Source organism: Morganella sp. EGD-HP17, assembly GCF_000512315.2.
GTDB lineage: Bacteria > Pseudomonadota > Gammaproteobacteria > Enterobacterales > Enterobacteriaceae > Morganella > Morganella morganii.
The window spans coordinates 464777-486898 of sequence record NZ_AZRH01000001.1 but is presented as its reverse complement, the minus strand read 5'-3'; the positions used below and the strand labels follow the sequence as shown (position 1 = coordinate 486898).

Sequence of the window (22122 nt, the reverse complement as noted above, 5' to 3'; positions counted from 1 at the left end):
CGGCAATCTCTATACTCTCTCCGTCCGCAATAAAGTGAAAATAACGATGAAAAAAGAGATCCTGTTACCGCTGATAGCCTTACTTTCCGGGGTATTACTCACCCTGATGATTATGAGCAACAGCTATTTATCCACCTTTACTTCTCCGCTGCACGCCTCCTGGCTGACACACGGCATCGGTGCCATTGTTGCCCTGATTATCTGGCTGACAGTGAAAAAGCACCTGCCGCCACGCCACGCCGGTACAAAAATGCCGCTGTGGTGCTATCTCGGCGGGATACCCGGTGCGTTTACCGTACTGCTGGCGGCGATCACCGTTAACAGCCCGCTGTCACTCTCCGGCTCGATTGTACTGATGCTTGCGGGGCAGATAGTGACCGGGCTGATTATCGACCATTTTGGTCTGATGGGACTGACACGGCGCAAAGTGACAAGCCGCGACGGGCTGACACTGCTGCTGTTATTCAGCGGCTGTATTTTGATCATTGCAGGAAAATAATGATGTTACTGTTTTATATTACTATCGCGCTGACAAATGGCATTTGTATTATTTTCAGTCGCAGTATTAACGGCAGATTATCTCAGAGCAGCAATGCGTTTTATGCCTCGCTGGTTAATCATATTGCCGGTTTTATCTTTCTGAGTGTGGTTGTACTGTTTTACCTGCCGCAGTTCCCCGTCACACTGAACAGTATTCCGCTGATTACATTCACCGGCGGTATTATCGGTGCCTGTTTCGTGGTGATAAACAGTTATATTCTGCCGCTGCTCGGCGCCACACTGACCACCATTCTGGCTATCTGCGGCCAGGTATTATCCGGCTTTATTATCGATATCATACAGCACGGCATGCCGTCACATCTGCTGATGCAGATAACCGGTGTCATCTTAATCCTGCTGGCTATCGCTGTCCGCTACCGGAAGTAATTTTTCTTATTTCGTTACTCAGCGAAGTGTTTTCTCTGTGCTTCCGATATGATTAGCCGGACTGCATAAGGAGAATCCCATGTTTGCTGTAATTTTTGAAGTAACTATGCCGGAAAACAAACAATCCCGCTATCTGGATATCGCTGCCGGATTACGCCCGCTGCTCAGTGACGCAGAGGGCTTTATCTCCATTGAACGTTTTGCCAGCCTGAGCACACCCGGTAAATTATTGTCGCTCTCATTATGGGAAGACGAAGCCTCTCTGCTGAAATGGAAACAAAACCTGCAGCACCGGCAGGCTCAGGAAGAAGGTAAAGCGGATATTTTCTCTTTTTACCGCATCCGTATTGCTGAAATCACCCGTGAATATGACTTCGGGCAGGAATAACCGGCGGAGCTGATATGTCAGAAAAACACGCACCTGAGTTAGAAACCGCGCTTGCCGGTGTGGCTGCGGCACTGGCTGATCCGTCCCGCATCCGCATGCTCTGCGCCCTGATGGACGGCAGAGCCTGGACAGCAACTGAACTGAGCATTGCCGCGGATATCAGTGCCTCCACCGCCAGCGCCCATCTGGCAAAACTGGTCGCCGGAAAGCTGATCATCTGTATTCCGCAGGGGCGTCACCGCTATTATCAGCTGGCCGGATTAAACGTGGCCGAAATCATCGAAAAAATGATGAATCTCACCGGTATTCCGGTAACAGCCGCCATCCGCAAATCCTCCGCCCCGCCGCATTTACGGCAGGCCAGAACCTGTTATGACCATCTGGCCGGGGAAACGGCGGTGGCTGTGTATGATGCGATGCAGGAAAAAGGGTGGATAACCGCTGACGGTACTATGCTGACAACGGCGGGAGAATCTGCACTGACCACACTCGGGCTGCCTGCCGCTCACACGGTAAAACGGGTTTTCTGCTGCGGCTGTCTGGACTGGAGTGAACGCCGGTTTCACCTCGGTGGCTATCTGGGCGCCGCCCTCTTCACTCACTGTGAGCAACAGGGCTGGCTGACCCGCACACCGGGCTACCGTGAAGTGACAATTACCGGAAAAGGAAAAAAACAATTCCGGCAATGGTTAGGGATTCAGATCCCGTAATTATGAACTTCTGACCAGTAATAACGATAATTTACGGGCGAACGGCAGAACAAATAAGACAGTCGGGAATGCAATGGCCCAGGATATACCCCATGACGTCAGCCACGGAGAAACCAGCAGCCAGGAGAATCCCAGCGCTTTGACGGTACTGATAAACGAAACAATACCACTCATAACCAGCGATAAGAAAAAAGGCACCAGGAAGATTAACGCGCGCTGAGGCAGCTTCGGAAAACCTAAAATATAGTTTTTGTCCTGAAAAGACATAGACGACTCCGTATAGTGACGACACAACAACACATAACTGTTGTAATGCACAAAGTTACATGCGTTGATTAACGTAAACGCTTACGGGTCAGAGAATTGACCTTTGATGGCGCTATTCTATGAATCTGAATGTGTTTGTCAAATGCAATTTATTCTCAATAAGAAAAATAATTGCGGTTACTCAGTCATCATCAGAAAAATTCAGGAAACTGAACATACTCTCTTTATAACGGGTAGTGGCCTTCAGCATTTCTGTACCAGAAATATCCTGCAAACGCCCGTCATGCGCCATTTTCCGGAGGTCATCAACCCGGAGGTCATCACTCAGCAGCGCGCGTACCGTCATATTATCCGGAATTAAATAGATCGGTCCGCGCATAAGCTGTGATGCGCCCAGCCGGTCAAAATAATAATATTGTCCGCCTTTCTGCCAGACCTCCCCGTAATGGTGAGAAGTAATATCGCCGATTTTTTCCCAGTTATCCGTTGTATTATCACCGAGACGATAAAGTATCGTACTGCGGGAAATAAGACCCGGTGATTTCCGGCCGCCCCATGATTCTGAACCCTGCAAATACCGGGTTTCATTGCCGCAGGTGAAAATCAGCGGTGATATTTCCCGGCAACTATCCTGCAATGGCGGATTATCACCGGCGCGGCGGATTTTTTCTTTTTTCCGGTCATAAAAGTAAACGCCATTCCGGGATAAAAACAATCCCTGATTTACATGCTGACCATAGTAACTGATCACGCGGTAAGGCGCATATTCCGGCGGGAACATGACATTATTCATGGCCGCCTGACCGGTTTGCGGATCAAATAAATAGGCTTCCTGAAATAAATTACCGAGGTAAAAACCATACAGTGATTCTGTATCTTTCAGCGGTAATAAATGGCGCTGATAATAAACATGTTCCCCGTCGTGATAAAACACCCTGCTCTCACGCACTGATTTATCATTCTGCCGGACAGCCACAGGACGCAATGTCTCCGGGTTTGCCGCCGGCATTAATTTACCGTCAAAGAAAACCTGTTCTCCGTTACTGACAAGCCCGGAATCCGCTGATATCCGGTAAGGTGTGGCAGACGGTGGCAACTGTTGCTGCGGATAATAGTAAGTCAGAGGCTTATCACTCAGTCCCCATCCGTAACGCCATTGCTGATACAGCTTTTGCAGGCCGGTCAGTTCATTATTTATCCGCGTATAAGGGGCACAGAAAACCGTATTTTTACCATCCGTAAAATAGCCATTCCCGATAGTAACCGCCGTCTGAGGATTAAAATCCGCGACGGGAAGATTACCGCACCAGGCGTGATATTTATCGGCTGCAAATTGCCGGCCATTGTGGTTGTTATTGTCAGGCAATAATCTGAAACTGTCCGGGTCCGCACCGGGGATTAAAAAATACCCGTCAGACGGAACAGCGGCATACACCCGACCGTCATACAATGTAAAAACGGAGTGCCCGAATGATTTCCCGTTCCGGTCAATATCGTAATACGGTGTTTTATCCATGGCCAGAATGATCCCGGATATAAACAGGACGGAGACCAGCATAATGCCGGACATAATGATAAGAACAAGGCGTTTGCGGGCTTTCATAGGATGGAAATAGTATCCGAAAGCATTGCCGTCTGCTATCAGAGAAAACCATTTTTCAGCCCGGAATCATCATCTTTCCGGCTGTTATACCAGTATCTGCTTCATAAAAATTGTAATAAACAGATCCAGCGGTTCACCATTACGGGTCAGTTTGGCACGCATGACCGCCCCTTCCCAGCCCGCCCAGAAAAAAGCCGCCATCTGCCTGCAGTCAGTATTTCCGGAAATAAGATTTTGCGCCTGTGCTTCCAGAAGACAATTCTCCACTTTCTTTTGCCAGCCGGTAATAATGTCATTGAGTAATTCACAATACCCGGCCGGCAGACTGATAACTTCCTGCCCGAGATTGCCGATCAGACACCCGCGCTGCCAGTGATATTTTTCCATTCCGGATTTGGCAATCCTGCAAAATGTCAATAATCTTTCCGGTGGCGGCAATGTGGTATCAGACAGACATTTATCCAGCAGATGAGAAAAACAGCGGTCATAATGACGTATCACTTTCACACCGAAATTTTCTTTACTGCCAAAGTAATAATAAAAAGATCCCTTCGGAATACCTGCTTTTGTTAATATTCTGCTGATATCTGACGTCATATATCCTGTTTCGGTAAACACCTCCGTACCGCTGCGGATCAATATTTCTTTTACATCGGTACCTGCATCATGGTTTTTCGGCGGTCGTCCCCGTTTCGGCTTTGTCATTATTGCTGTCATTACGTTTTATCTCTGTTATGCGGAATATACAGATTGCTGTTCGTATACATTCCGGCTGTTTCGCTGCAGGAAAAAATCCTCCCGCCGTAACTGCACGGGAGGAACCCACCGGAGAGTGTTCGTTATTTCATCATTACGTCCTGGTTTTGTTTCATTTCAAACCGCGGGGAAACAAAACCATACAGTGTCCAGCCGAGGAAGGTGGCAAGCGCCCCCCACATCACAGCATCTTCACCGGATGAATACAGCGCATAGAAACTATAAACAGCACCGATAAATGCAATCACATTGCCTGTCCGTGCTTTCTTAGGATCCACATTGGCGACTTTCTGCAGAATAATCATGGCAGCCATGGAAAGGATATAAGGGATAATATTAGTAACAACCGCCAGGTTAACCAGCACATTGAACTGTTTATTCAGTGACGGACTGATGGTCATCAGCGACAGTGCAGACTGAATAATAACAATAACCAGCATACCTTTTACCGGGGCATCCGCTTTGGTAACGGCAGAAAAGATTTTCGGGAAATAACCGGAATCGGATGATGATTTAAATACCTGCGCAATGGTGAACTGCCAGCCTAATAATGAACCGCAGCAGGACATAATCATCAGCGCCATAACAACCTTACCCACACCCGGCGTAAACATTTGTGAGAATGCCAGGCCAAACGGTGCAGTAGAGTTTGCCAGATCCATATTCGGTACAATACCGGCAATGACGTTTGTTGATACGATATAAATAACTGCTGCGCCTAATGTTCCGCCCAATACCGCTATCGGCACATTTTTCTCAGGATTATCAACCGCCTCACTGTTAGCACATGCTGACTCCATTCCTAAAAATGCCCATAATGTCATCGCAATAGAGGAACCGACCGCCTCAAAAAGCGGAAAATTATGCGGGTTCCAGGAATTAACATACAGTTCAGGACTGAACCACCACCAGCCGATAACCGAAATACCAACAACCGGAATAATGCCCCCCCAGACAGTCACACTGCTGATCCGTCCGGTGATCCGTGCACCGCCGAAGTTTGCCACCGTACAAATCCACAACACAACAATTGTGGCAATACAGATACCCAGCGGCGTCATCGCCGCATCCATCAGTTCAGCCCCATAACCGACGGCTGAAATCGCGATCGCAACGTTTGCAATCAGCAGAGAAACACCATAGGTATAATTCGCCATAAAGTTACCGGATTTACCGAATGCGTATTCCGCGTAACCTCCCATCCCGCCGCTGCGGCGGCTGTACATACCGCACTTGGCAAATGCATAAGCCAGAGCCATAGAACCGACGGCGGTCACAAGCCATGACAGAATAGAAACCGTCCCCACTTCCGCCAGTTTTGTCGGCAGCATAATGATGCCGGATCCCATCATATTCACTGCGGTTAATATAGTGAGCTGTAATACGCTCATTTTATTTTTTGAAGCACTCATCATATTTCTCCCCGGCTGACGGAGCACGCTCATCCGCACTCCGCCATGCACGAATTAACGAACTCAGTGTTTAATTACATAGCCGTATGCCCGCTGACGGCCATCTTCATCACAGCGGATATACACACCCTGTAATTCCGGTGAGAATCCCGGGAAGAGGTTAATCCCCTCCTCGAGCGCCAGAAAATATTGCTGCACGGAGCCGCCCCAGATTTCCCCCGGAACCACACACAGAACCCCCGGCGGATAAGGCAGAGCACCTTCAGCCGCAATACGGCCTTCAATCTGATCCACCGCAACCAATTCCGCGTTGCCGCGTACAAACGCAATATTCGCTGCCTGCGGTAACATGCTGACCTGCGGGAAGTGTGATTTGCGGAACATCTCTTTCTGGAGTTGTTTCACATTAAACTTCACATACATATCATGCATTTCCTGACATAACTGACGGATGGTATACCCCTGATAACGGGCTTCATGCGCATGATATACAGACGGCAGTACCTCTTTCAGCGGAGCATCCTGTTCCAGTAATTGCTCAAAACGGGCAATCTGAGCCACCAGATGCTGCATTTTTGCCATGCTTTCAGCAGGTGTCAGCAGGAACAGAATGGAGTTGAGATCGCATTTTTCAGGAATGATATTATTTTCACGCAGATAGTTAGCCAGAATCGTTGCCGGCACACCGAACGCTTCATAATTACCGGTTTTGGCATCAATACCCGGCGTTGTCAGCAGTAATTTGCACGGGTCAACAAAATACTGATTTTCTTCATATCCCTCAAAGGCATGCCAGCGCTCACCCGGCACAAAATTGAAGAACCGGAGATCATTGGCAATCACATCAGTCTCAAAATCGCCCCATGAACGGCCATCAATAGTTTCCGGAATGAACGGGCGGATATGTTTACAGGATTTCAGCAGCAACTTACGGGTTTCAATCCCGGTTTTCACGCAGTCCATCCATAAACGCTTACCTGATTTCCCTTCATGCATTTTGGCGTTCACATCCAGAGCGGCAAACAGCGGATAGAACGGGCTGGTGGAGGCATGCATCATAAAGGCATTATTCAGACGCTTATGATTCACATAACGGCTCTGGCCTTTAATATGACTGTCTTTTTTATGGATCTGAGATGTCTGAGAGAAACCGGCCTGTTGTTTATGAACAGATTGTGTGACCAGAATTCCGGGATCATTTTCATTCAGCTCCAGCAAAAGCGGAGAACAATCTTTCATCATCGGAATAAACTGTTCATAACCAACCCAGGCAGAATCAAATAAAATATAGTCACATAAATGACCGATTTTATCGACAACCTGGCGTGCGTTATAAATTGTTCCGTCATACGTACCCAGTTGAATAACCGCCAGACGGAACGGACGTTTTTCGCCGGTTCGTTCAGGTGCGACTTCTTTAATTAAGCTGCGAAGATAATCCTCTTCAAAACAATGAGCATCAATCCCGCCGATAAATCCGAACGGGTTGCGCGCAGCTTCCAGATAAACCGGTATTGCCCCCGCCTGTATTAATGCGCCGTGATGATTTGATTTGTGGTTGTTACGATCGAATAATACCAGGTCACCCGGCGCCAATAAGGCATTAAGCACCACTTTATTTGAAGACGACGTACCATTAAGGACGAAATAGGTTTTATCCGCGTTAAAAACTTTCGCCGCATGCTGTTGTGCCGCGCACGGAGCCCCTTCATGAATCAGCAGATCCCCCATGGAGACATCCGCATTACATAAATCAGAACGGAATAAATTTTCGCCGAAATATTCAGCAAACTGGTTACCCAGCGGGTGACGGCGGAAAAACTCCCCGCCCTGATGTCCGGGACAATCAAAAGCTGAATTGCCCTGCTCAACATATTTTTTCATACTGCCGAAAAATGGCGGTAACAGACTTTCTTCATATTTCAGCGCCGCTGTTTCCAGTTGCTTACTGTATAATTCACCGTTCTTTTTATTTAAATCAATCACGCCGGTTAACCGTGTAATGACATCTGCCGGAATGACTTCGTGATCACTGATTACAGCAAAAACCGGCTGTTCAAAACTGTGCTGCTCAATAAAATCCAGCTTTCCGTCGCGGATATCATCAAGTGAAATAACGATGACAGCAACATCCGTAAAATCTGTATTCAGGATATCCACACATTCCCGGTGTGTTGAAATATAGTCAGACATATCATAGCTGACAGCGATTTTATAACTTTTCATTTTCATACCTTTTATTTTTGGCAAAAATTCCCGCTGAAATATTCAGAAAAAATATTTCAGTTATTTATTTTCATAAATGCGAGCTTGTTCCCTCAATATACTATTGAGTTAAAAAATCACATTTCTCTTTATGCCATTACGTATGCCAAAACAATATTCAGGACTGACAGTTTTCACTATCTCAGCAAGGGCTTTTTTTGCCGCAACCGGGAATGACGAAAGCTGTTTACCTGCATATTGATATGCATGAAAACCAGAGTATGAATTATCAATCAGAATTCAGCATATCCACACATAAATGCGGGATATAATGAGAAAGAGGTCGACGATCCATACGATGGCAATATGCAGACAACGTCATGGATGTCAGTAGAGGGACTACCTTTGTGCATTAAAACGATTAAAATCAAAACACGAACGATGTGAGAACATCATAAGGTGTGTAACACGTCTTATATGCGGCCAAAATCGGTTATTGTTTTCCATTTTTGCACCTGTTTAAAATTAAGACTATCTGACGAACAATTATTAATATAACCAAGTATAAATACTATACCGTGATATACATCAAAATAATAATCCTAAAAATATATTTAACCAATATCAGTTAGTATAAAAATACATTTTGTTAATACTGTGTTGTGTATATTATTGGCGCAAATTAAAAAAACAAATACATATTTAATATAGTTACTACGTCTATATTATAGATAATAACTAATCCTCTGATAATATAGTGACCTGGTCTATAATCATTATTTATAAGATAATAAAATATAATCACGACATATATATTTAATCAAATCGCACTAATAGTTTAATTTTAAATTAAGGTGCAATAACAGTAAGTTATAAAAAATACTATTTTATGACCGGGAAACTCGTAAAATTAATAAAGTATTATTTTTGAATAATTATTCATTTCAGTCACAATATTTCTCCGGGCCGGTAAATATATAAAACAGTACGAAGCCGGAGCGCAATGACAAGCGCCATTATGCTGACACAGACACATGTGTGGCTGAATCAGAGTTTCAGACATACGGGATGAGATGCACCGGAGAGATTCAGTTGCCGGAATATTTGATAACACAGGAAGTTAACGAAGAAAACTGGAGCGGGCGAAGGGAATCGAACCCTCGTATAGAGCTTGGGAAGCTCTCGTTCTGCCATTGAACTACGCCCGCGTCAGGATGTGTGAGATTATACGCCGGTCATCTTGTTTATCAAGAGGATAGTGAAAAAAAAGCCCCACAAATTTGTGAGGCTCCGTGTTCATTTACTGCAGCAATTATTTGCCCGGACGCATCGCAGGGAACAGGATAACGTCACGGATGGTATGGCTGTCAGTAAACAGCATGACCATGCGGTCGATCCCGATACCCAGACCCGCTGTCGGCGGCAGACCGTGCTCCAGCGCGACAACATAGTCTTCGTCATAGAACATCGCTTCGTCATCACCAGCGTCTTTCTGGCGGACCTGCTCGGCAAAACGTTCTGCCTGATCTTCCGCATCGTTCAGCTCGGAGAAACCGTTACCGATTTCGCGGCCGCCGATAAAGAATTCAAAGCGGTCAGTAATAAACGGATTGTCGTCATTACGACGCGCCAGCGGAGAGACTTCTGCCGGATATTCAATGATGAATGTCGGCTGGATCAGATGGCTTTCTGCCACTTCCTCGAAGATTTCACACTGTACGCGGCCCAGACCCCATGATTTTTCAATTTTGATGTTCAGGGATTTCGCGATAGCAACTGCTTTATCCATATCATCCAGATCAGCCATGTTGGTTTCCGGACGATATTTGCAGATTGCTTCTTTCATGGTGAGTTTGGCAAACGGTTTGCCGAAATCGAATTCCTGGTCACCGTATTTCACGACCGGGTTACCCAGCACATCCTGAGCGATGGTGCGGAACAGCTCTTCGGTCAGTACAATCAGGTCTTTATAATCGGCATACGCCATATAAAGTTCCATCATGGTGAATTCCGGGTTGTGACGCGGGGAAACCCCTTCGTTACGGAAATTGCGGTTGATTTCAAACACGCGCTCAAAACCACCGACCACCAGACGCTTCAGATACAGCTCCGGCGCAATACGCAGATACATATCGATATCCAGCGCATTATGATGGGTAACAAACGGACGCGCACTTGCCCCGCCCGGAATCACCTGCATCATCGGGGTTTCAACTTCCATAAACCCTTTGTTCACCATGAATTTACGGATTTCAGCCAGAATACGTGAACGCACCGCAAAGGTATGACGGGATTCATCGTTGGCAATCAGATCCAGATAACGCTGGCGGTAACGGGTTTCCTGGTCACTCAGACCGTGGAATTTATCCGGTAACGGACGCAGTGCTTTGGTCAGCAGGCGGACTTCGGTACAGTGAACAGTCAGCTCACCGGTTTTAGTTTTAAATAACTTACCGCGTGCCGCGAGGATATCGCCCAGATCCCATTTTTTAAAGGATTCGTTGTACACACCTTCAGCCAGATCATCACGGGAAACGTAAATCTGAATACGGCCCGCAGTGTCCTGTAAGGTGGCAAAAGAGGCTTTACCCATGATACGGCGGGTCATCATACGGCCGGCAATCGCCACTTCGATATTCAGGGCTTCCAGCTCTTCCGCGCTTTTTTCACCATATTTTTCATGCAGCTCACCGGATACCGCGTCACGGCGGAAATCATTCGGGAATGCAACGGCTTCTTTCTCACGCAACTGTGCCAGTTTTTCACGGCGTGTTTTTAATTCGTTATTTAAATCAGGTGCCTGCTCAGCACTGTGTTGATCTTGTGACATTTTTAATCCTTATAAACCCGCTTTTAAGCTGGCCTCAATAAATTTATCCAAATCGCCGTCTAATACAGCCTGCGTATTGCGGGTTTCCACACCGGTACGGAGATCTTTAATACGGGAATCATCAAGTACATAAGAACGGATCTGACTGCCCCAGCCGATGTCGGATTTGTTATCTTCCATTTCTTGTTTATCGGCGTTTTTCTTCTGCATTTCATATTCATAAAGTTTTGCTTTCATCTGACGGAAAGCCTGATCTTTATTCTTATGCTGCGAGCGGTCATTCTGACATTGTGTGACGATACCGGTCGGAATATGGGTAAGACGCACCGCAGATTCCGTTTTGTTCACGTGCTGACCACCGGCACCGGAGGCGCGGTAAACGTCAATACGGATATCCGCCGGATTGATTTCAATATCAATGTCATCGTCCACTTCCGGATAGATAAACGCGGAACTGAACGAGGTATGGCGGCGGCCGCCGGAGTCAAACGGGCTCTTGCGCACCAGGCGGTGAACGCCGGTTTCGGTGCGCAGCCAGCCGTAGGCGTATTCGCCCATGATCTTAACCGTTGCCGATTTCAGACCGGCCACGTCGCCGTCAGATTCTTCAATAATTTCGGTTTTAAAGCCGCGGCTTTCTGCCCAGCGCAGATACATACGCAGCAGCATGCTTGCCCAGTCCTGAGCTTCTGTACCACCGGAACCGGCCTGGAGATCAAGGTAGCAATCAGCGCTGTCATATTCACCGGAGAACATCCGGCGGAATTCCAGCTGACCGAGTTTGTCTTCCAGTCCCTTCAACTCTTCAACCGCTTCGTTAAAGGTCTCTTCGTCATCCGCTTCGACGGCGAGTTCCAGCAGACCGCTGACATCCTCAAGCCCCTGGTCAAGGTCATCAATGGTTTCCACGATGGCTTCCAGAGAGGCGCGTTCCTTACCGAGTGCCTGGGCACGTTCAGGTTCGTTCCAGACGTCAGGCTGTTCCAGCTCGGCGTTAACTTCTTCTAAGCGCTCTTTCTTGGCATCGTAGTCAAAGATACCCCCGAAGCACCGAAGTACGCTCAGTCAAATCCTGGATCTGATTTTTTACCGGGTTAATTTCAAACATGTCTTTTTATCTTTTGTTGATTGTCAGGTAATAATGTGAGAACTGCACATTGTAGCGAAAATCCGCTCATCATGACAGCACCGCAAACCCCTTTCGGACTAAAATTAATCCGGCCAGATATGTTCTATCAGTAACTGCACACTGCGCTGTCCGCGGAACTCATTCACATCCAGTTTATACGCGAGACGAACCCGCTGCACACTGTTGTCCGGCCAGTAATTTACATCCACATTAAAGGCGATTCCGTCGAGCAGCGGACCGCCGCCTTCCGGTTCAATCATCACTTTCAGATGTTTTTCGCCGACGATGCGCTGTTGCAGCAGCCGGAATGTGCCGTCAAACAACGGCTCCGGGAACCCCTGCCCCCACGGCCCGCCTTCACGCAGCAAACCAGCGGTTTCCAGTGTCATATCCTGCGGTGACAGCACGCCGTCGCTCCAGATAACCCCGTGCAGCAAGCCGGGGTCAATCATATCATCCACCAGCGCGGCAAATTTATGCTGAAAATCAGGGAAATACGATTCCGGCAGAGAAAGCCCGGCCGCCATCGCATGGCCGCCGAATGCGGCCATCATTCCCGGATTGAGCGTATCAAGCCGCTCGAGCACATCCCGCAGATGCAGGCCGCTTACCGAGCGCCCGGAGCCTTTCAGCAGACCATCACCGCAAGGAGCAAAGGCAATCACCGGACGGTGATAACGCTCTTTGATACGCGAGGCGAGAATACCGACCACGCCCTGATGCCATTCAGGGTGATACAGAGCTATCCCTGACGGTATTTCCGTGGTGCTGTGCTCAATTTTGCTGAACAGTGTCAGGGCCTCCTGCTGCATTCCCTGCTCTATTTCGCGCCGGGTCTGGTTCAGGCCATCCAGTTCATGTGCCAGCATGCGTGCTTTCGCCATATCATCCGTCAGCAGCAGTTCAACACCGACTGACATATCATCCAGTCTGCCCGCCGCATTCAGACGCGGCCCGAGCGCAAAACCCAGGTCACTCGCCACCAGTGCGGGAGCCTGCCGTTTGGAGATCTCCAGCAGCGCGGTGATCCCGGCACAGCAGCGTCCGGCACGGATGCGGTTCAGCCCCTGATGCACAAGGATACGGTTGTTCTGATCAAGCGGCACCACGTCTGCCACTGTGCCCAGTGCGACCAGGTCAAGCAGTTCAGCCAGGTTCGGCTCGGCAATATTCTGTTGTGCGAACCAGTCGTCCGCCCGCAGTGATGCCCGCAGCGCGGACATCAGATAAAAGGTTACGCCGACACCGGCGAGGGATTTGGAGAGAAATCCGCAGTCTGCCAGGTTCGGGTTAATAATCGCTTCCGCCGGCGGCAGAATCTCTCCCGGCAGATGGTGGTCAGTCACAATCACGCGGATCCCGGCAGCATGAGCGGCAGCCACGCCGTCATGGGAGGAAATGCCGTTATCCACTGTCATAATCAGTTCCGCCCCTTTGCGGCGGGCCTGCTCTGTCACCTGAGCGCTGAGCCCGTAGCCGTCCTCAAAACGGTTGGGGACAAGGAAATCCACCTGCCGGAACCCCATCCGGCGCAGTGCGCGGACTGATAGTGCAGTGCTGGTTGCGCCGTCAGCATCAAAATCGCCGACAATCACAATCCGCTGATTCTGGTGCAGTGCTTCTTTCAGCAGTACAACGGCCTGGTCAATGCCGTTAAGCTGACCGTAATTAAGCAGCCCGCGTGCACCGCGCTCCAGTTGCTCCGCAGAGGTAATTCCTCTGGCAGCATACAGACGGCATAACAGTTCGGGGCGATCGGGAGAAAGCAGTGCTGTATAATCCCCCGCATCACGGCGGCGGAGTTCTGTTTTTATCATAACAACCTGATTATACTATTAATTATTTATTTACTAATTCAGCAATTTTATCCGCTGACAGGTAACCGGCAATCAGCGTTCCGTCCTCAAGGACAATCGCCGGAGTGCCGGTGATGCCGAATTTCAGGCCGAGATTATAGTGTTTACTGATATCAATGTTACAGCTGTCTATCTGCGGGATCGGCTCATTACGGAATGCATTGTCCAGTGCTTTGGTTTTGAACCCGTTACACCAGACAGACTGCATTTCCCGGCCGACAGCTGAATCCGGCCCTTTGCGCGGAAACGCCAGATAACGGACCGTAATGCCTTTATCATTCAGCGCCTTATTTTCATTATGTAACTTCAGGCAGTACGGACAGGTGATATCCGTAAAGACAGTAATAACGTGGCTGCCGCGCTGAGATTTATAAATGATCATCTCATTTTCCAGGCTGTTCAGCTCATCCAGCAGCACATTATTGGTGATATTTTTCGGGGTTTTGCCGCTCATATCAAACATCGGCCCCTGCAGCAGATAACGGCCGTCATCGCTGATATAAAAAACACCCTGCGGGGTGGCTACCGCCGAGACACCCGGCACCGGTGACGGGCGGATCATGGTGGCGGTCATATCCATTTTGCCCAGTGCCGCTTTGATTTCGCTTTCCCCGGCAACCGCGCCGTGACTGAACACAAGCAGAAGCGCCAGTGCGGATGATACAATTTTCAGCATACTGTTTCCTTATCAGCCGCGCGGATGGTGCTGCTGGTGCAGCGTGCGTAACCGCTCCGTCGCGACATGGGTATAAATTTGTGTGGTGGATAAATCACTGTGCCCCAGCAGCATCTGCACCACCCGCAGATCCGCCCCGTGATTGAGCAGATGCGTGGCAAAGGCATGGCGCAGCACATGGGGCGAGAGTTTTTCAGTCGCAATCCCGGCGACGACCGCATAGTGTTTGATGCGGTGCCAGAATGTCTGCCGCGTCATCTGCCGCCCGAGTTTGCTCGGGAACAGCACGTCCGCAGCCTGTCCGTTCAGCAGTGACGGTCTGGCCTGTGCCAGATAAACCTCCAGCCAGTACACCGCTTCTTCCCCCATCGGCACCAGACGCTCTTTATTACCTTTGCCGATCACACGGATCACGCCCTGGCGCAGACTGACATCCGGCAGCGACAGTGACACCAGCTCTGTTACGCGCAGTCCGCAGGCATAAAGCACTTCCAGCATGGCTTTATCGCGCAGTTCAAGCGGATCGGTAACATCCGGAGCCGCAAGCAGGTCATCCACCTGGCTTTCGCTCAAATCTTTCGGCAGCCGGGCAGGCAGTTTGGGTGCCGCCAGCTGAATAGTCGGGTCATCCGTCCGCAGTTTTTCACGGTAGCAATACTGGAAAAACCGGCGCAGCGAGCTGAGCATCCGCGCCGAACTGGTAGCTTTGTAGCCACGATCCAGCCTGCCGGCCAGAAAAGCCTGCAAATCAAGGGTGGTCAGCGATAACCAGTCCAGATCCTGCGGCGCCAGCCAGTCCGCCAGTGCCTGTAAATCCAGGCGATAGGATGCCAGAGTGTTTTCCGATAAATTCTGTTCCAGCCAGATAGTATCAAGAAACTGCTCTGTCAGTGCATCACTTTCGCTGTGTTGTACGGCGTCCTTCACCGCTGACCTCCCGTTTGAATTCCCGTGTCAGAATTAACTTATCTTCTGTTACAATACCGTAATCCTGTGATGAAAGCAGCGCACAGAGGCGGCGGGCTTTCATTTTTTACCCGATACACAGCAGAATAAACAGATGAAAATTGGTCTTTTTTATGGTTCCAGCACCTGCTATACCGAAATGGCAGCTGAAAAAATCCGTGATATTTTAGGTGATGATCTCGTTGAACTCCATGATGTGAAAGAGACAGATCTGCAACTGATGGAAAGCTACCCGGTGCTGATCCTCGGCATTCCGACCTGGGATTTCGGTGAAATCCAGGAAGACTGGCTGGCGGTGTGGGAGCAACTGCCGCAGCTTGATTTATCGGGAAAAATTGTCGCTATGTACGGCATGGGTGATCAGGTGGATTACAGCGACTGGTTCCTGGACGCACTGGGCTATCTGCATCAGCAGCTGCAATCATCCGGGGTAAAATTTGCCGGTTACTGGCCGGTGGACGGTTATACCTTCACCAGCCCGAAAGCCCTGACCCCGGACGGCAAACACTTTGTCGGCCTGGCACTTGATGATGTCAATCAGTATGACGAAAGCGAAGAGCGCATCGCCACATGGTGTATGCAGGTACTTGAGGAAGTTCAGGAACTGCTGTAGGCCGATCAGATATCCGGGTACTGTAAAAGCAGCTGATTAAGGCTGCTCCATGCCTCTTTCGGGACACTGTCAGAGGCTATCCACAGGTATTTCTGCCGCCCGGAGGTCAGTGAGCGCAGATGCAGACGGATACCCAGCCGGGTAATATATGGCGGTTTAGTGATTTCCCACTCGCTTTTACGCCATAAAATCCGGTTTTGATTCTGCAGACTGGCGGGACCGGCGCGTTTGCTGATTTTATACTGTGTCCGCCCCCAGCCTGCGATCAGCAGCAATGTCAGCGGCAGCCAGATAAATGAGGTTCTGCCGGGCCAGGGCGCAAATAATACACTCAGCGCCAGCACACCGTAAATCAGTGTTGAGAAGACCTGAGTATTAAATGAGACACGTAATACTGATTTCCATAAAACCACCGGTCTGCCCCCTCTGTATCCTGACATAATGACAGCACCCGCTGTCCGGCTGAGAACCCGGTTATCCCGCGTCCGTCAGCCGGAAAATATACGGCATTCCTTCCCGGTTTCCTATGAAATAACTGTGACCGGTTATGACTTTTTCTGCCGCTCAGTCCGGATAATACGCTGCGTTCTGTGCTGCCATCCGTGCCTGATTACGTTCCTGAATCAGCCGGATTATCTGATACAGCGCCTCATCATCCGGACGGCCTTTATTCATCAGCCAGTTAAACAGATCCGGGTCCGGGCAGTTCAGCAGTTGAACAAAATCCTGTTTCTGGGCATCGGTCAGCGTGTCATATTCATGCTGAAAAAACGGCATAATCGCAATATCCAGCTCCCGCATGCCGCGACGGCAGGCCCAGTGGATGCGGGCTTTATTTTCAATATCTAACACCGGTATATCCTTTTTATAAGAAGCGGTTTATCAGACCGGTAAACATAACTGATGATATCAGCGTAGCCTACCAAGCCCTGACAATAAAGAAAATCGTCTGCCGCACATGCCGGAGAAAAATGCGTCTCAGGCGGAAAAATAAATGAAATCCGCAACTGCCGGTTTCATTGTCACTCCGCACGTACCGCATCACACAAAGGGTCAATAATATTCTCTTGCAATGTCTGTTATCTCTTTTACCATACATTGCACAGCTCTCCGGACAGGTAAAACATCATGAACACAGAAACAAATACATTACTCCCGCAACTGAGTGATTCTCTCCCCCTGACACGCATTTCCCTCAGCGATCTGGCGCTGGTGACCATCACCGGCCCGGATAGTCAGAAGTATCTTCAGGGACAGGTCACCGCTGATATCGACGCTATGGCTGATGATCAGCATGTGCTGTGTGCCCATTGTGATGCCAAAGGGAAGATGTGGAGTGATCTGCGTCTGTTTCATTATAAAGACGGTTACGCCTACCTTATCCGCCGCAGTGCGCTGGATACCCAGCTCGCGGAACTGAAAAAATACGCGGTATTTTCCAAAGTGACGATTGCCGCTGATGATAGTGCTGTCCTGACCGGGATCGCCGGTCACGGTGCGGCAGAAGTCTTACAGGCACATTTCAGCACAGTTCCGGATGCGGACACTCAGGTTGTCAGCAGCGATGACACCACGCTGCTGTATCTGCCGCTGCCGCAGGGGCGTTTTATTCTGATCCAAACCGCTGAACAGGCCGGTGCTTTATCTGATGCCCTGTCTCTGCCGGACGCGTCTGACACTCAGTGGACCGCACTGGATATTGAAGCCGGTTACGCCGTGATTGATGCGGCAACCGTCAGTGAATTTCTGCCGCAGGCAACAAATCTGCAATCCCTTTCCCGGGGTATCTGCTTTAAGAAAGGCTGTTATACCGGCCAGGAAATGGTCGCCCGCGCCAAATTCCGCGGTGCCAACAAACGCGCGATGTTCACGCTTATCGGCCACAGCCGCCATGTGCCGGTCGCCGGTGATGATGCTGAGCGTCAGCTGGGTGAAAACTGGCGCCGCACCGGTACCATTCTCGCGGCTGTCCGCCTGAGCGATGACCGCGTTCTGGTGCAGATTGTGATGAATAATGATACGGAGGAAGATGCTGTCTTCCGTATCCGTGAAGACGAAGAAAGCCGCCTGAGCCTTTTCCCGCTGCCGTACTCCTTTACTGAAGAAGCCTGATTTCCCGTCATACCCGGGCGCAGAGATACCCTGTCTCTGCGCCCGGGGGTATTCCGTATAAATCCGTATTGAGGTTGTTATGTCATCAGCTGTTCCCGCACAGGAAGTCATTCCTTTTTCTCAGTTAATCACCTTTGTTATGGAGCTGGATAAGCTCAAAAGCGTTTACCGCAAAACCCGCCTGCTGAACAATGAACGTCAGGAAAACTCCGCTGAACACAGCTGGCATTTTGCCATGACAGCAATGGCTTTTGCGCCGTATGTTGAGGATGCGGATATGCTGCGGATCCTGAAAATGGCACTGCTGCATGATGTGGTGGAAATTGACGCCGGGGACGTGCTGGTCTTTGATCTGGCCGCCCGCGAAGCGATTGCGGAAAAAGAAGTGGCTGCCGCAAAACGGATTTTCGGCCTGCTGCCGCAGCCGCAGGCGGATGAGTTTCAGGCGCTGTGGAATGAGTATGACGCCGCAGAGACCTGCGAAGCCCGTATCGCCAATATGATCGACCGCGTGATGCCGGTGCTGATGAATCTGCACAACAATGGTCAGAGCTGGGTGGAAAACAATATTTCACTGGAACAGGTAATTGACCGCACGAAATTTATTGCGGATGTGCATCCGGCATTCTGGGCGTGGTTACGCGCCGAACTGGATACCGCGAAGCAGAAAGGCTGGCTGCACTGATAAAAAAGGCCGGTTGTGTTACCACAACCGGCCTTTTCTTTATCGTTTACCGTTTACTCGTAATCACTCATCGGTGCACAGGAGCACTGAAGGTGACGGTCACCGTAGACATCATCCAGCCGTTTAACCGTCGGCCAGTATTTGTTGTCACGGGTGGATTGAGTCGGGAATACCGCCACTTCACGGCTGTACGGGTGTGACCACTCCGCTGCCAGTTCAGTCTGGATATGCGGGGCATTCACCAGAGGGTTATCTTCCGCTGTCCACTCACCACTGCCGACCCGCTCCATTTCCGCACGGATACCCAGCATCGCATCAATAAAGCGATCCAGCTCCGTCTGGCTTTCGGACTCTGTCGGCTCAACCATCAGTGTGCCGCCGACCGGAAAAGACATAGTCGGTGCATGGAAACCGTAGTCAATCAGACGCTTGGCAATATCCATCTCCGTAATACCAAACTTCGCTTTCAGCGGACGGATATCCAGAATACATTCATGCGCCACATAGCCGTTACGGCCGGTATAAAGCACATCGTAAGCGGATTTCAGCCGTGCTGCGATATAGTTGGCATTGAGGATCGCCACCTGACTGGCCTGACGCAGCCCCTGCGCACCCATCATGCGGATATACATCCAGCTGATCGGCAGAATGGAAGCACTGCCGAACGGTGCGGCGGATACCGCGCCCTGAGAGGTCAGCAGCTCAGAGGTGACAATGGTGTGCCCCGGCACAAACGGTGCGAGGTGTTTTTTCACACCAATCGGCCCCATACCCGGGCCGCCGCCGCCGTGCGGAATACTGAAGGTCTTGTGCAGGTTAAGGTGAGAAACATCCGCGCCGATAAAGCCCGGCGTGGTCACGCCGACCTGTGCGTTCATGTTCGCGCCGTCCAGATACACCTGGCCACCGAATTCATGAATGATATCACAGACTTCGCGCACACCCTCTTCATACACCCCGTGGGTGGACGGATAAGTGATCATCACACAGGACAGATTTTCACTGTGCTGTTCTGCTTTCGCCCGTAAATCCGCCAGATCAATGTTACCGTCTTCATCACAGGCCACCACCACGACTTCCATCCCCGCCATATTGGCTGAGGCCGGGTTAGTGCCGTGAGCAGACTGCGGGATCAGACAGATAGTGCGGTGCCCTTCACCTTTGCTTTCCTGATAGCGGCGGATAGTCACCAGCCCGGCATATTCCCCCTGTGCGCCGGAGTTCGGCTGCATACACATGGCGTCATAACCGGTCAGCAACACCAGCCAGCGGGAGAGCTGTTCTATCATCACATGATAGCCCTGAGCCTGCTCCGGCGGGCAGAACGGATGCATATTACCGAATTCCGGCCAGGTTATCGGGATCATCTCCGCAGCCGCATTCAGTTTCATGGTACAGGAGCCGAGCGGGATCATCGCCTGATCCAGCGCCAGGTCTTTGCGGGCCAGACTGTGCAGATAGCGCATCATATCCGTTTCGCTGTGATAGCGGCGGAAGTTCGGATGCTTCAGAATCTCCCCTTCGCGGCGCAGCGCGGCAGGAATGGATTCAGAAGAAGCGGCAACCTGTGCATCGAGTGCATCAATATCCCACTGTGCTTCCTGTCCGGTCAGTACCGCGTACAGATTTTCCAGACATTCACGCTGCGTGGTTTCGCTCAGGGTGACCGCAACGGCACCCGGCAGATCGGTACGCAGGTTGATACGCGCCGCTTTGGCACGGGCCAGAACGGCAGCTTTGTCCTGCACTTCAATCGTCAGGGTATCAAACCAGGTGGTGTTACGCAGACGCAGACCTGCATCTGTCAGCGCTTTCGCCAGAATATCGGTCAGGCGGTGAATGCGGCCGGCAATCCGTTTCAAACCTTCCGGCCCGTGGTAGACCGCATACATCCCGGCGATATTTGCCAGCAGAACCTGAGAGGTACAGATATTGGAGTTCGCTTTTTCACGGCGGATATGCTGTTCGCGGGTTTGCAGCGCCAGACGCAGAGCACGGTTACCGGCGGCATCAATGGATACCCCGATAAGACGGCCCGGCATCGCACGTTTGTAAGCATCACGGCAGGCAAAGAAGGCAGCATGAGGGCCGCCGTAGCCCATCGGCACACCAAAACGCTGGGCTGAGCCGAAGACGATATCCGCGCCCTGTTTGCCCGGCGCTTCCAGCAGGACCAGCGCCATAATATCGGCTGCCACACTGGTGATCACCTGACGCTGATGTAACTGTGCCAGTAATTCACGGTAATCATGGATCTGTCCGCCGGTGCCGGTCTGCTGCAACAGCACACCGAACACATCATCGTAATCAAGGGCTTTTTCCGCACTATCGATTATCAGTTCAAAACCGAAATATTCAGCGCGGGTGCGGATCACATCCAGGGTTTGCGGATGCACGTCATCCGCAATGAAAAAGCGGTTGGCATTTTTCTTTTTGCTGACGCGTTTTGCCATCGCCATCGCTTCCGCCGCAGCGGTCGCTTCATCAAGCAGTGAGGCAGATGCCAGCTCCAGACCGGTCAGGTCGATAGTCACCTGCTGGAAATTCAGCAGTGCTTCCAGGCGGCCCTGGGAGATTTCCGGCTGATACGGCGTGTACGCGGTATACCAGCCCGGATTTTCCAGCAGATTGCGTAAAATTACCGGCGGCAGAATGGTCGGTGCATAGCCCTGGCCGATGTAAGAGGTAAATTGCTGATTCAGCCCGGCAATGATTTTCAGTTCTGCCAGCGCATCCTGTTCGGTTGCCCCTTCGCCCACGGCAGGCGGGATATCCAGCTGAATATCATCAGGGACAATATGGCGGGTGAGATCTTCAAGTGATGCCGCACCGACCGTTTTCAGCATATGCTGCTGTTGTTCAGGGGATGCGCCGATATGACGGCGGACAAATTCACCCCGGTTTTCAAGCTGCGTTAAAGTTTGAGTCATTGTTCTCCGGTTCCTGACATTGTCTGATTCAATAAAAACCCGAAAAAAAACCCTGTT

Annotated in this window: 21 protein-coding genes and 1 tRNA gene; 7 read left to right on the top strand and 15 right to left on the bottom strand. The window is 50.3% G+C overall.

Annotated elements, in window-relative coordinates:
• Nucleotides 1–46 precede the first annotated feature (46 nt).
• The 4 genes from X965_RS02165 to X965_RS02150 all read left to right on the top strand — a co-directional run bounded on the left by X965_RS02165 (nucleotide 47) and on the right by X965_RS02150 (nucleotide 2025).
• Complete coding sequence (locus X965_RS02165) at nucleotides 47–499, top strand: DMT family transporter (protein ID WP_032098830.1); 453 nt, start codon at nucleotides 47–49, stop codon at nucleotides 497–499.
• Nucleotides 499–927 (top strand): DMT family transporter, encoded by a 429-nt coding sequence (locus X965_RS02160; RefSeq protein ID WP_004238314.1) that lies wholly within the window; start codon nucleotides 499–501, stop codon nucleotides 925–927. Before X965_RS02165 ends, X965_RS02160 begins: the two co-directional genes overlap by 1 nt.
• A 79-nt stretch (nucleotides 928–1006) precedes the next feature.
• Nucleotides 1007–1315, top strand: a complete 309-nt coding sequence (locus X965_RS02155; protein ID WP_004240892.1) for an antibiotic biosynthesis monooxygenase — start codon at nucleotides 1007–1009, stop codon at nucleotides 1313–1315.
• A gap of 14 nt (nucleotides 1316–1329) precedes the next feature.
• Complete coding sequence (locus X965_RS02150; RefSeq protein ID WP_036416816.1) at nucleotides 1330–2025, top strand: helix-turn-helix transcriptional regulator; 696 nt, start codon at nucleotides 1330–1332, stop codon at nucleotides 2023–2025.
• Here the strand turns inward: X965_RS02150 and X965_RS02145 are convergent, their stop codons facing one another.
• The 12 genes from X965_RS02145 to xerD all read right to left on the bottom strand — a co-directional run bounded on the left by X965_RS02145 (nucleotide 2026) and on the right by xerD (nucleotide 15686).
• Nucleotides 2026–2292, bottom strand: a complete 267-nt coding sequence (locus X965_RS02145; protein ID WP_004238319.1) for a DUF2798 domain-containing protein — start codon at nucleotides 2290–2292, stop codon at nucleotides 2026–2028.
• Nucleotides 2293–2473: 181 nt separating this feature from the next.
• Nucleotides 2474–3895 (bottom strand): DKNYY domain-containing protein, encoded by a 1422-nt coding sequence (locus tag X965_RS02140; protein ID WP_004238320.1) that lies wholly within the window; start codon nucleotides 3893–3895, stop codon nucleotides 2474–2476.
• An 84-nt stretch (nucleotides 3896–3979) separates the two neighbouring features.
• Complete coding sequence (locus tag X965_RS02135; protein WP_225806388.1) at nucleotides 3980–4600, bottom strand: TetR/AcrR family transcriptional regulator; 621 nt, start codon at nucleotides 4598–4600, stop codon at nucleotides 3980–3982.
• 134 nt (nucleotides 4601–4734) lie between these two features.
• Nucleotides 4735–6063: a putrescine-ornithine antiporter gene (gene potE / locus X965_RS02130; protein WP_036416876.1), complete on the bottom strand. Its 1329-nt coding sequence runs from the start codon at nucleotides 6061–6063 to the stop codon at nucleotides 4735–4737.
• A gap of 63 nt (nucleotides 6064–6126) precedes the next feature.
• On the bottom strand, nucleotides 6127–8289 hold the full coding sequence (gene speF, locus X965_RS02125; protein WP_015422912.1) for an ornithine decarboxylase SpeF: 2163 nt from the start codon (nucleotides 8287–8289) through the stop codon (nucleotides 6127–6129).
• Between the two features lie 378 nt (nucleotides 8290–8667).
• The gene (gene speFL, locus X965_RS19275) at nucleotides 8668–8775 is read right to left on the bottom strand and encodes a leader peptide SpeFL (protein WP_107678959.1); all 108 of its coding nucleotides are present in this window, start codon (nucleotides 8773–8775) and stop codon (nucleotides 8668–8670) included.
• A 627-nt stretch (nucleotides 8776–9402) separates the two neighbouring features.
• Nucleotides 9403–9476, bottom strand: a tRNA-Gly gene (locus X965_RS02120).
• 104 nt (nucleotides 9477–9580) lie between these two features.
• The gene (lysS, locus tag X965_RS02115; protein WP_004238325.1) at nucleotides 9581–11098 is read right to left on the bottom strand and encodes a lysine--tRNA ligase; all 1518 of its coding nucleotides are present in this window, start codon (nucleotides 11096–11098) and stop codon (nucleotides 9581–9583) included.
• 9 nt (nucleotides 11099–11107) lie between these two features.
• A protein-coding gene (prfB, locus tag X965_RS02110; protein ID WP_096862115.1) for a peptide chain release factor 2 occupies nucleotides 11108–12206 on the bottom strand; the annotation gives its coding sequence in 2 pieces (ribosomal slippage) (nucleotides 11108–12130 and nucleotides 12132–12206; 1098 coding nt in all).
• Nucleotides 12207–12310: 104 nt separating this feature from the next.
• Nucleotides 12311–14044, bottom strand: coding sequence for a single-stranded-DNA-specific exonuclease RecJ (gene recJ / locus X965_RS02105; RefSeq protein WP_036416813.1), 1734 nt, complete (start codon nucleotides 14042–14044; stop codon nucleotides 12311–12313).
• 22 nt (nucleotides 14045–14066) lie between these two features.
• Complete coding sequence (dsbC, locus tag X965_RS02100; RefSeq protein ID WP_004238330.1) at nucleotides 14067–14759, bottom strand: bifunctional protein-disulfide isomerase/oxidoreductase DsbC; 693 nt, start codon at nucleotides 14757–14759, stop codon at nucleotides 14067–14069.
• Nucleotides 14760–14771: 12 nt separating this feature from the next.
• A complete protein-coding gene (gene xerD, locus X965_RS02095; RefSeq protein WP_004240901.1) occupies nucleotides 14772–15686 on the bottom strand; it encodes a site-specific tyrosine recombinase XerD in 915 nt (304 codons plus the stop codon).
• A gap of 133 nt (nucleotides 15687–15819) precedes the next feature.
• On the opposite strand from xerD, the gene fldB reads away from it, so the two are divergent.
• Nucleotides 15820–16338, top strand: coding sequence for a flavodoxin FldB (fldB, locus tag X965_RS02090; protein ID WP_004238332.1), 519 nt, complete (start codon nucleotides 15820–15822; stop codon nucleotides 16336–16338).
• A 5-nt stretch (nucleotides 16339–16343) separates the two neighbouring features.
• Here the strand turns inward: fldB and X965_RS02085 are convergent, their stop codons facing one another.
• Both X965_RS02085 and sdhE read right to left on the bottom strand, forming a co-directional pair.
• A complete protein-coding gene (locus tag X965_RS02085; protein WP_004238333.1) occupies nucleotides 16344–16778 on the bottom strand; it encodes a protein YgfX in 435 nt (144 codons plus the stop codon).
• 124 nt (nucleotides 16779–16902) lie between these two features.
• A complete protein-coding gene (gene sdhE, locus X965_RS02080) occupies nucleotides 16903–17190 on the bottom strand; it encodes an FAD assembly factor SdhE (RefSeq protein WP_004240904.1) in 288 nt (95 codons plus the stop codon).
• Nucleotides 17191–17466: 276 nt separating this feature from the next.
• Between sdhE and ygfZ the strand changes: the two genes are divergently transcribed.
• Entirely contained in the window at nucleotides 17467–18450 is a 984-nt protein-coding gene (gene ygfZ / locus X965_RS02075; RefSeq protein ID WP_036415448.1) for a tRNA-modifying protein YgfZ, read from the top strand.
• A gap of 79 nt (nucleotides 18451–18529) precedes the next feature.
• Nucleotides 18530–19135 carry an HD family hydrolase gene (locus X965_RS02070; protein WP_036416811.1) on the top strand — a complete coding sequence of 202 codons (606 nt, stop codon included), beginning with the start codon at nucleotides 18530–18532 and terminating at the stop codon, nucleotides 19133–19135.
• A gap of 53 nt (nucleotides 19136–19188) precedes the next feature.
• Here the strand turns inward: X965_RS02070 and gcvP are convergent, their stop codons facing one another.
• Nucleotides 19189–22065: an aminomethyl-transferring glycine dehydrogenase gene (gcvP, locus tag X965_RS02065; RefSeq protein ID WP_036416809.1), complete on the bottom strand. Its 2877-nt coding sequence runs from the start codon at nucleotides 22063–22065 to the stop codon at nucleotides 19189–19191.
• Between the last annotated feature and the right edge of the window lie 57 nt (nucleotides 22066–22122).

Bases quoted from the DNA above. Each gene is read 5' to 3' on its own strand.
- X965_RS02165 (WP_032098830.1), top strand. From the start codon at position 47: ATGAAAAAAGAGATCCTGTTACCGCTGATAGCCTTACTTTCCGGGGTA.
- X965_RS02160 (WP_004238314.1), top strand. From the start codon at position 499: ATGATGTTACTGTTTTATATTACTATCGCGCTGACAAATGGCATTTGT.
- X965_RS02155 (WP_004240892.1), top strand. From the start codon at position 1,007: ATGTTTGCTGTAATTTTTGAAGTAACTATGCCGGAAAACAAACAATCC.
- X965_RS02150 (WP_036416816.1), top strand. From the start codon at position 1,330: ATGTCAGAAAAACACGCACCTGAGTTAGAAACCGCGCTTGCCGGTGTG.
- X965_RS02145 (WP_004238319.1), bottom strand. From the start codon at position 2,292: ATGTCTTTTCAGGACAAAAACTATATTTTAGGTTTTCCGAAGCTGCCT.
- X965_RS02140 (WP_004238320.1), bottom strand. From the start codon at position 3,895: ATGAAAGCCCGCAAACGCCTTGTTCTTATCATTATGTCCGGCATTATG.
- X965_RS02135 (WP_225806388.1), bottom strand. From the start codon at position 4,600: ATGACAAAGCCGAAACGGGGACGACCGCCGAAAAACCATGATGCAGGT.
- potE (WP_036416876.1), bottom strand. From the start codon at position 6,063: ATGAGTGCTTCAAAAAATAAAATGAGCGTATTACAGCTCACTATATTA.
- speF (WP_015422912.1), bottom strand. From the start codon at position 8,289: ATGAAAAGTTATAAAATCGCTGTCAGCTATGATATGTCTGACTATATT.
- speFL (WP_107678959.1), bottom strand. From the start codon at position 8,775: ATGGAAAACAATAACCGATTTTGGCCGCATATAAGACGTGTTACACAC.
- lysS (WP_004238325.1), bottom strand. From the start codon at position 11,098: ATGTCACAAGATCAACACAGTGCTGAGCAGGCACCTGATTTAAATAAC.
- recJ (WP_036416813.1), bottom strand. From the start codon at position 14,044: ATGATAAAAACAGAACTCCGCCGCCGTGATGCGGGGGATTATACAGCA.
- dsbC (WP_004238330.1), bottom strand. From the start codon at position 14,759: ATGCTGAAAATTGTATCATCCGCACTGGCGCTTCTGCTTGTGTTCAGT.
- fldB (WP_004238332.1), top strand. From the start codon at position 15,820: ATGAAAATTGGTCTTTTTTATGGTTCCAGCACCTGCTATACCGAAATG.
- X965_RS02085 (WP_004238333.1), bottom strand. From the start codon at position 16,778: ATGTCAGGATACAGAGGGGGCAGACCGGTGGTTTTATGGAAATCAGTA.
- ygfZ (WP_036415448.1), top strand. From the start codon at position 17,467: ATGAACACAGAAACAAATACATTACTCCCGCAACTGAGTGATTCTCTC.
- X965_RS02070 (WP_036416811.1), top strand. From the start codon at position 18,530: ATGTCATCAGCTGTTCCCGCACAGGAAGTCATTCCTTTTTCTCAGTTA.
- gcvP (WP_036416809.1), bottom strand. From the start codon at position 22,065: ATGACTCAAACTTTAACGCAGCTTGAAAACCGGGGTGAATTTGTCCGC.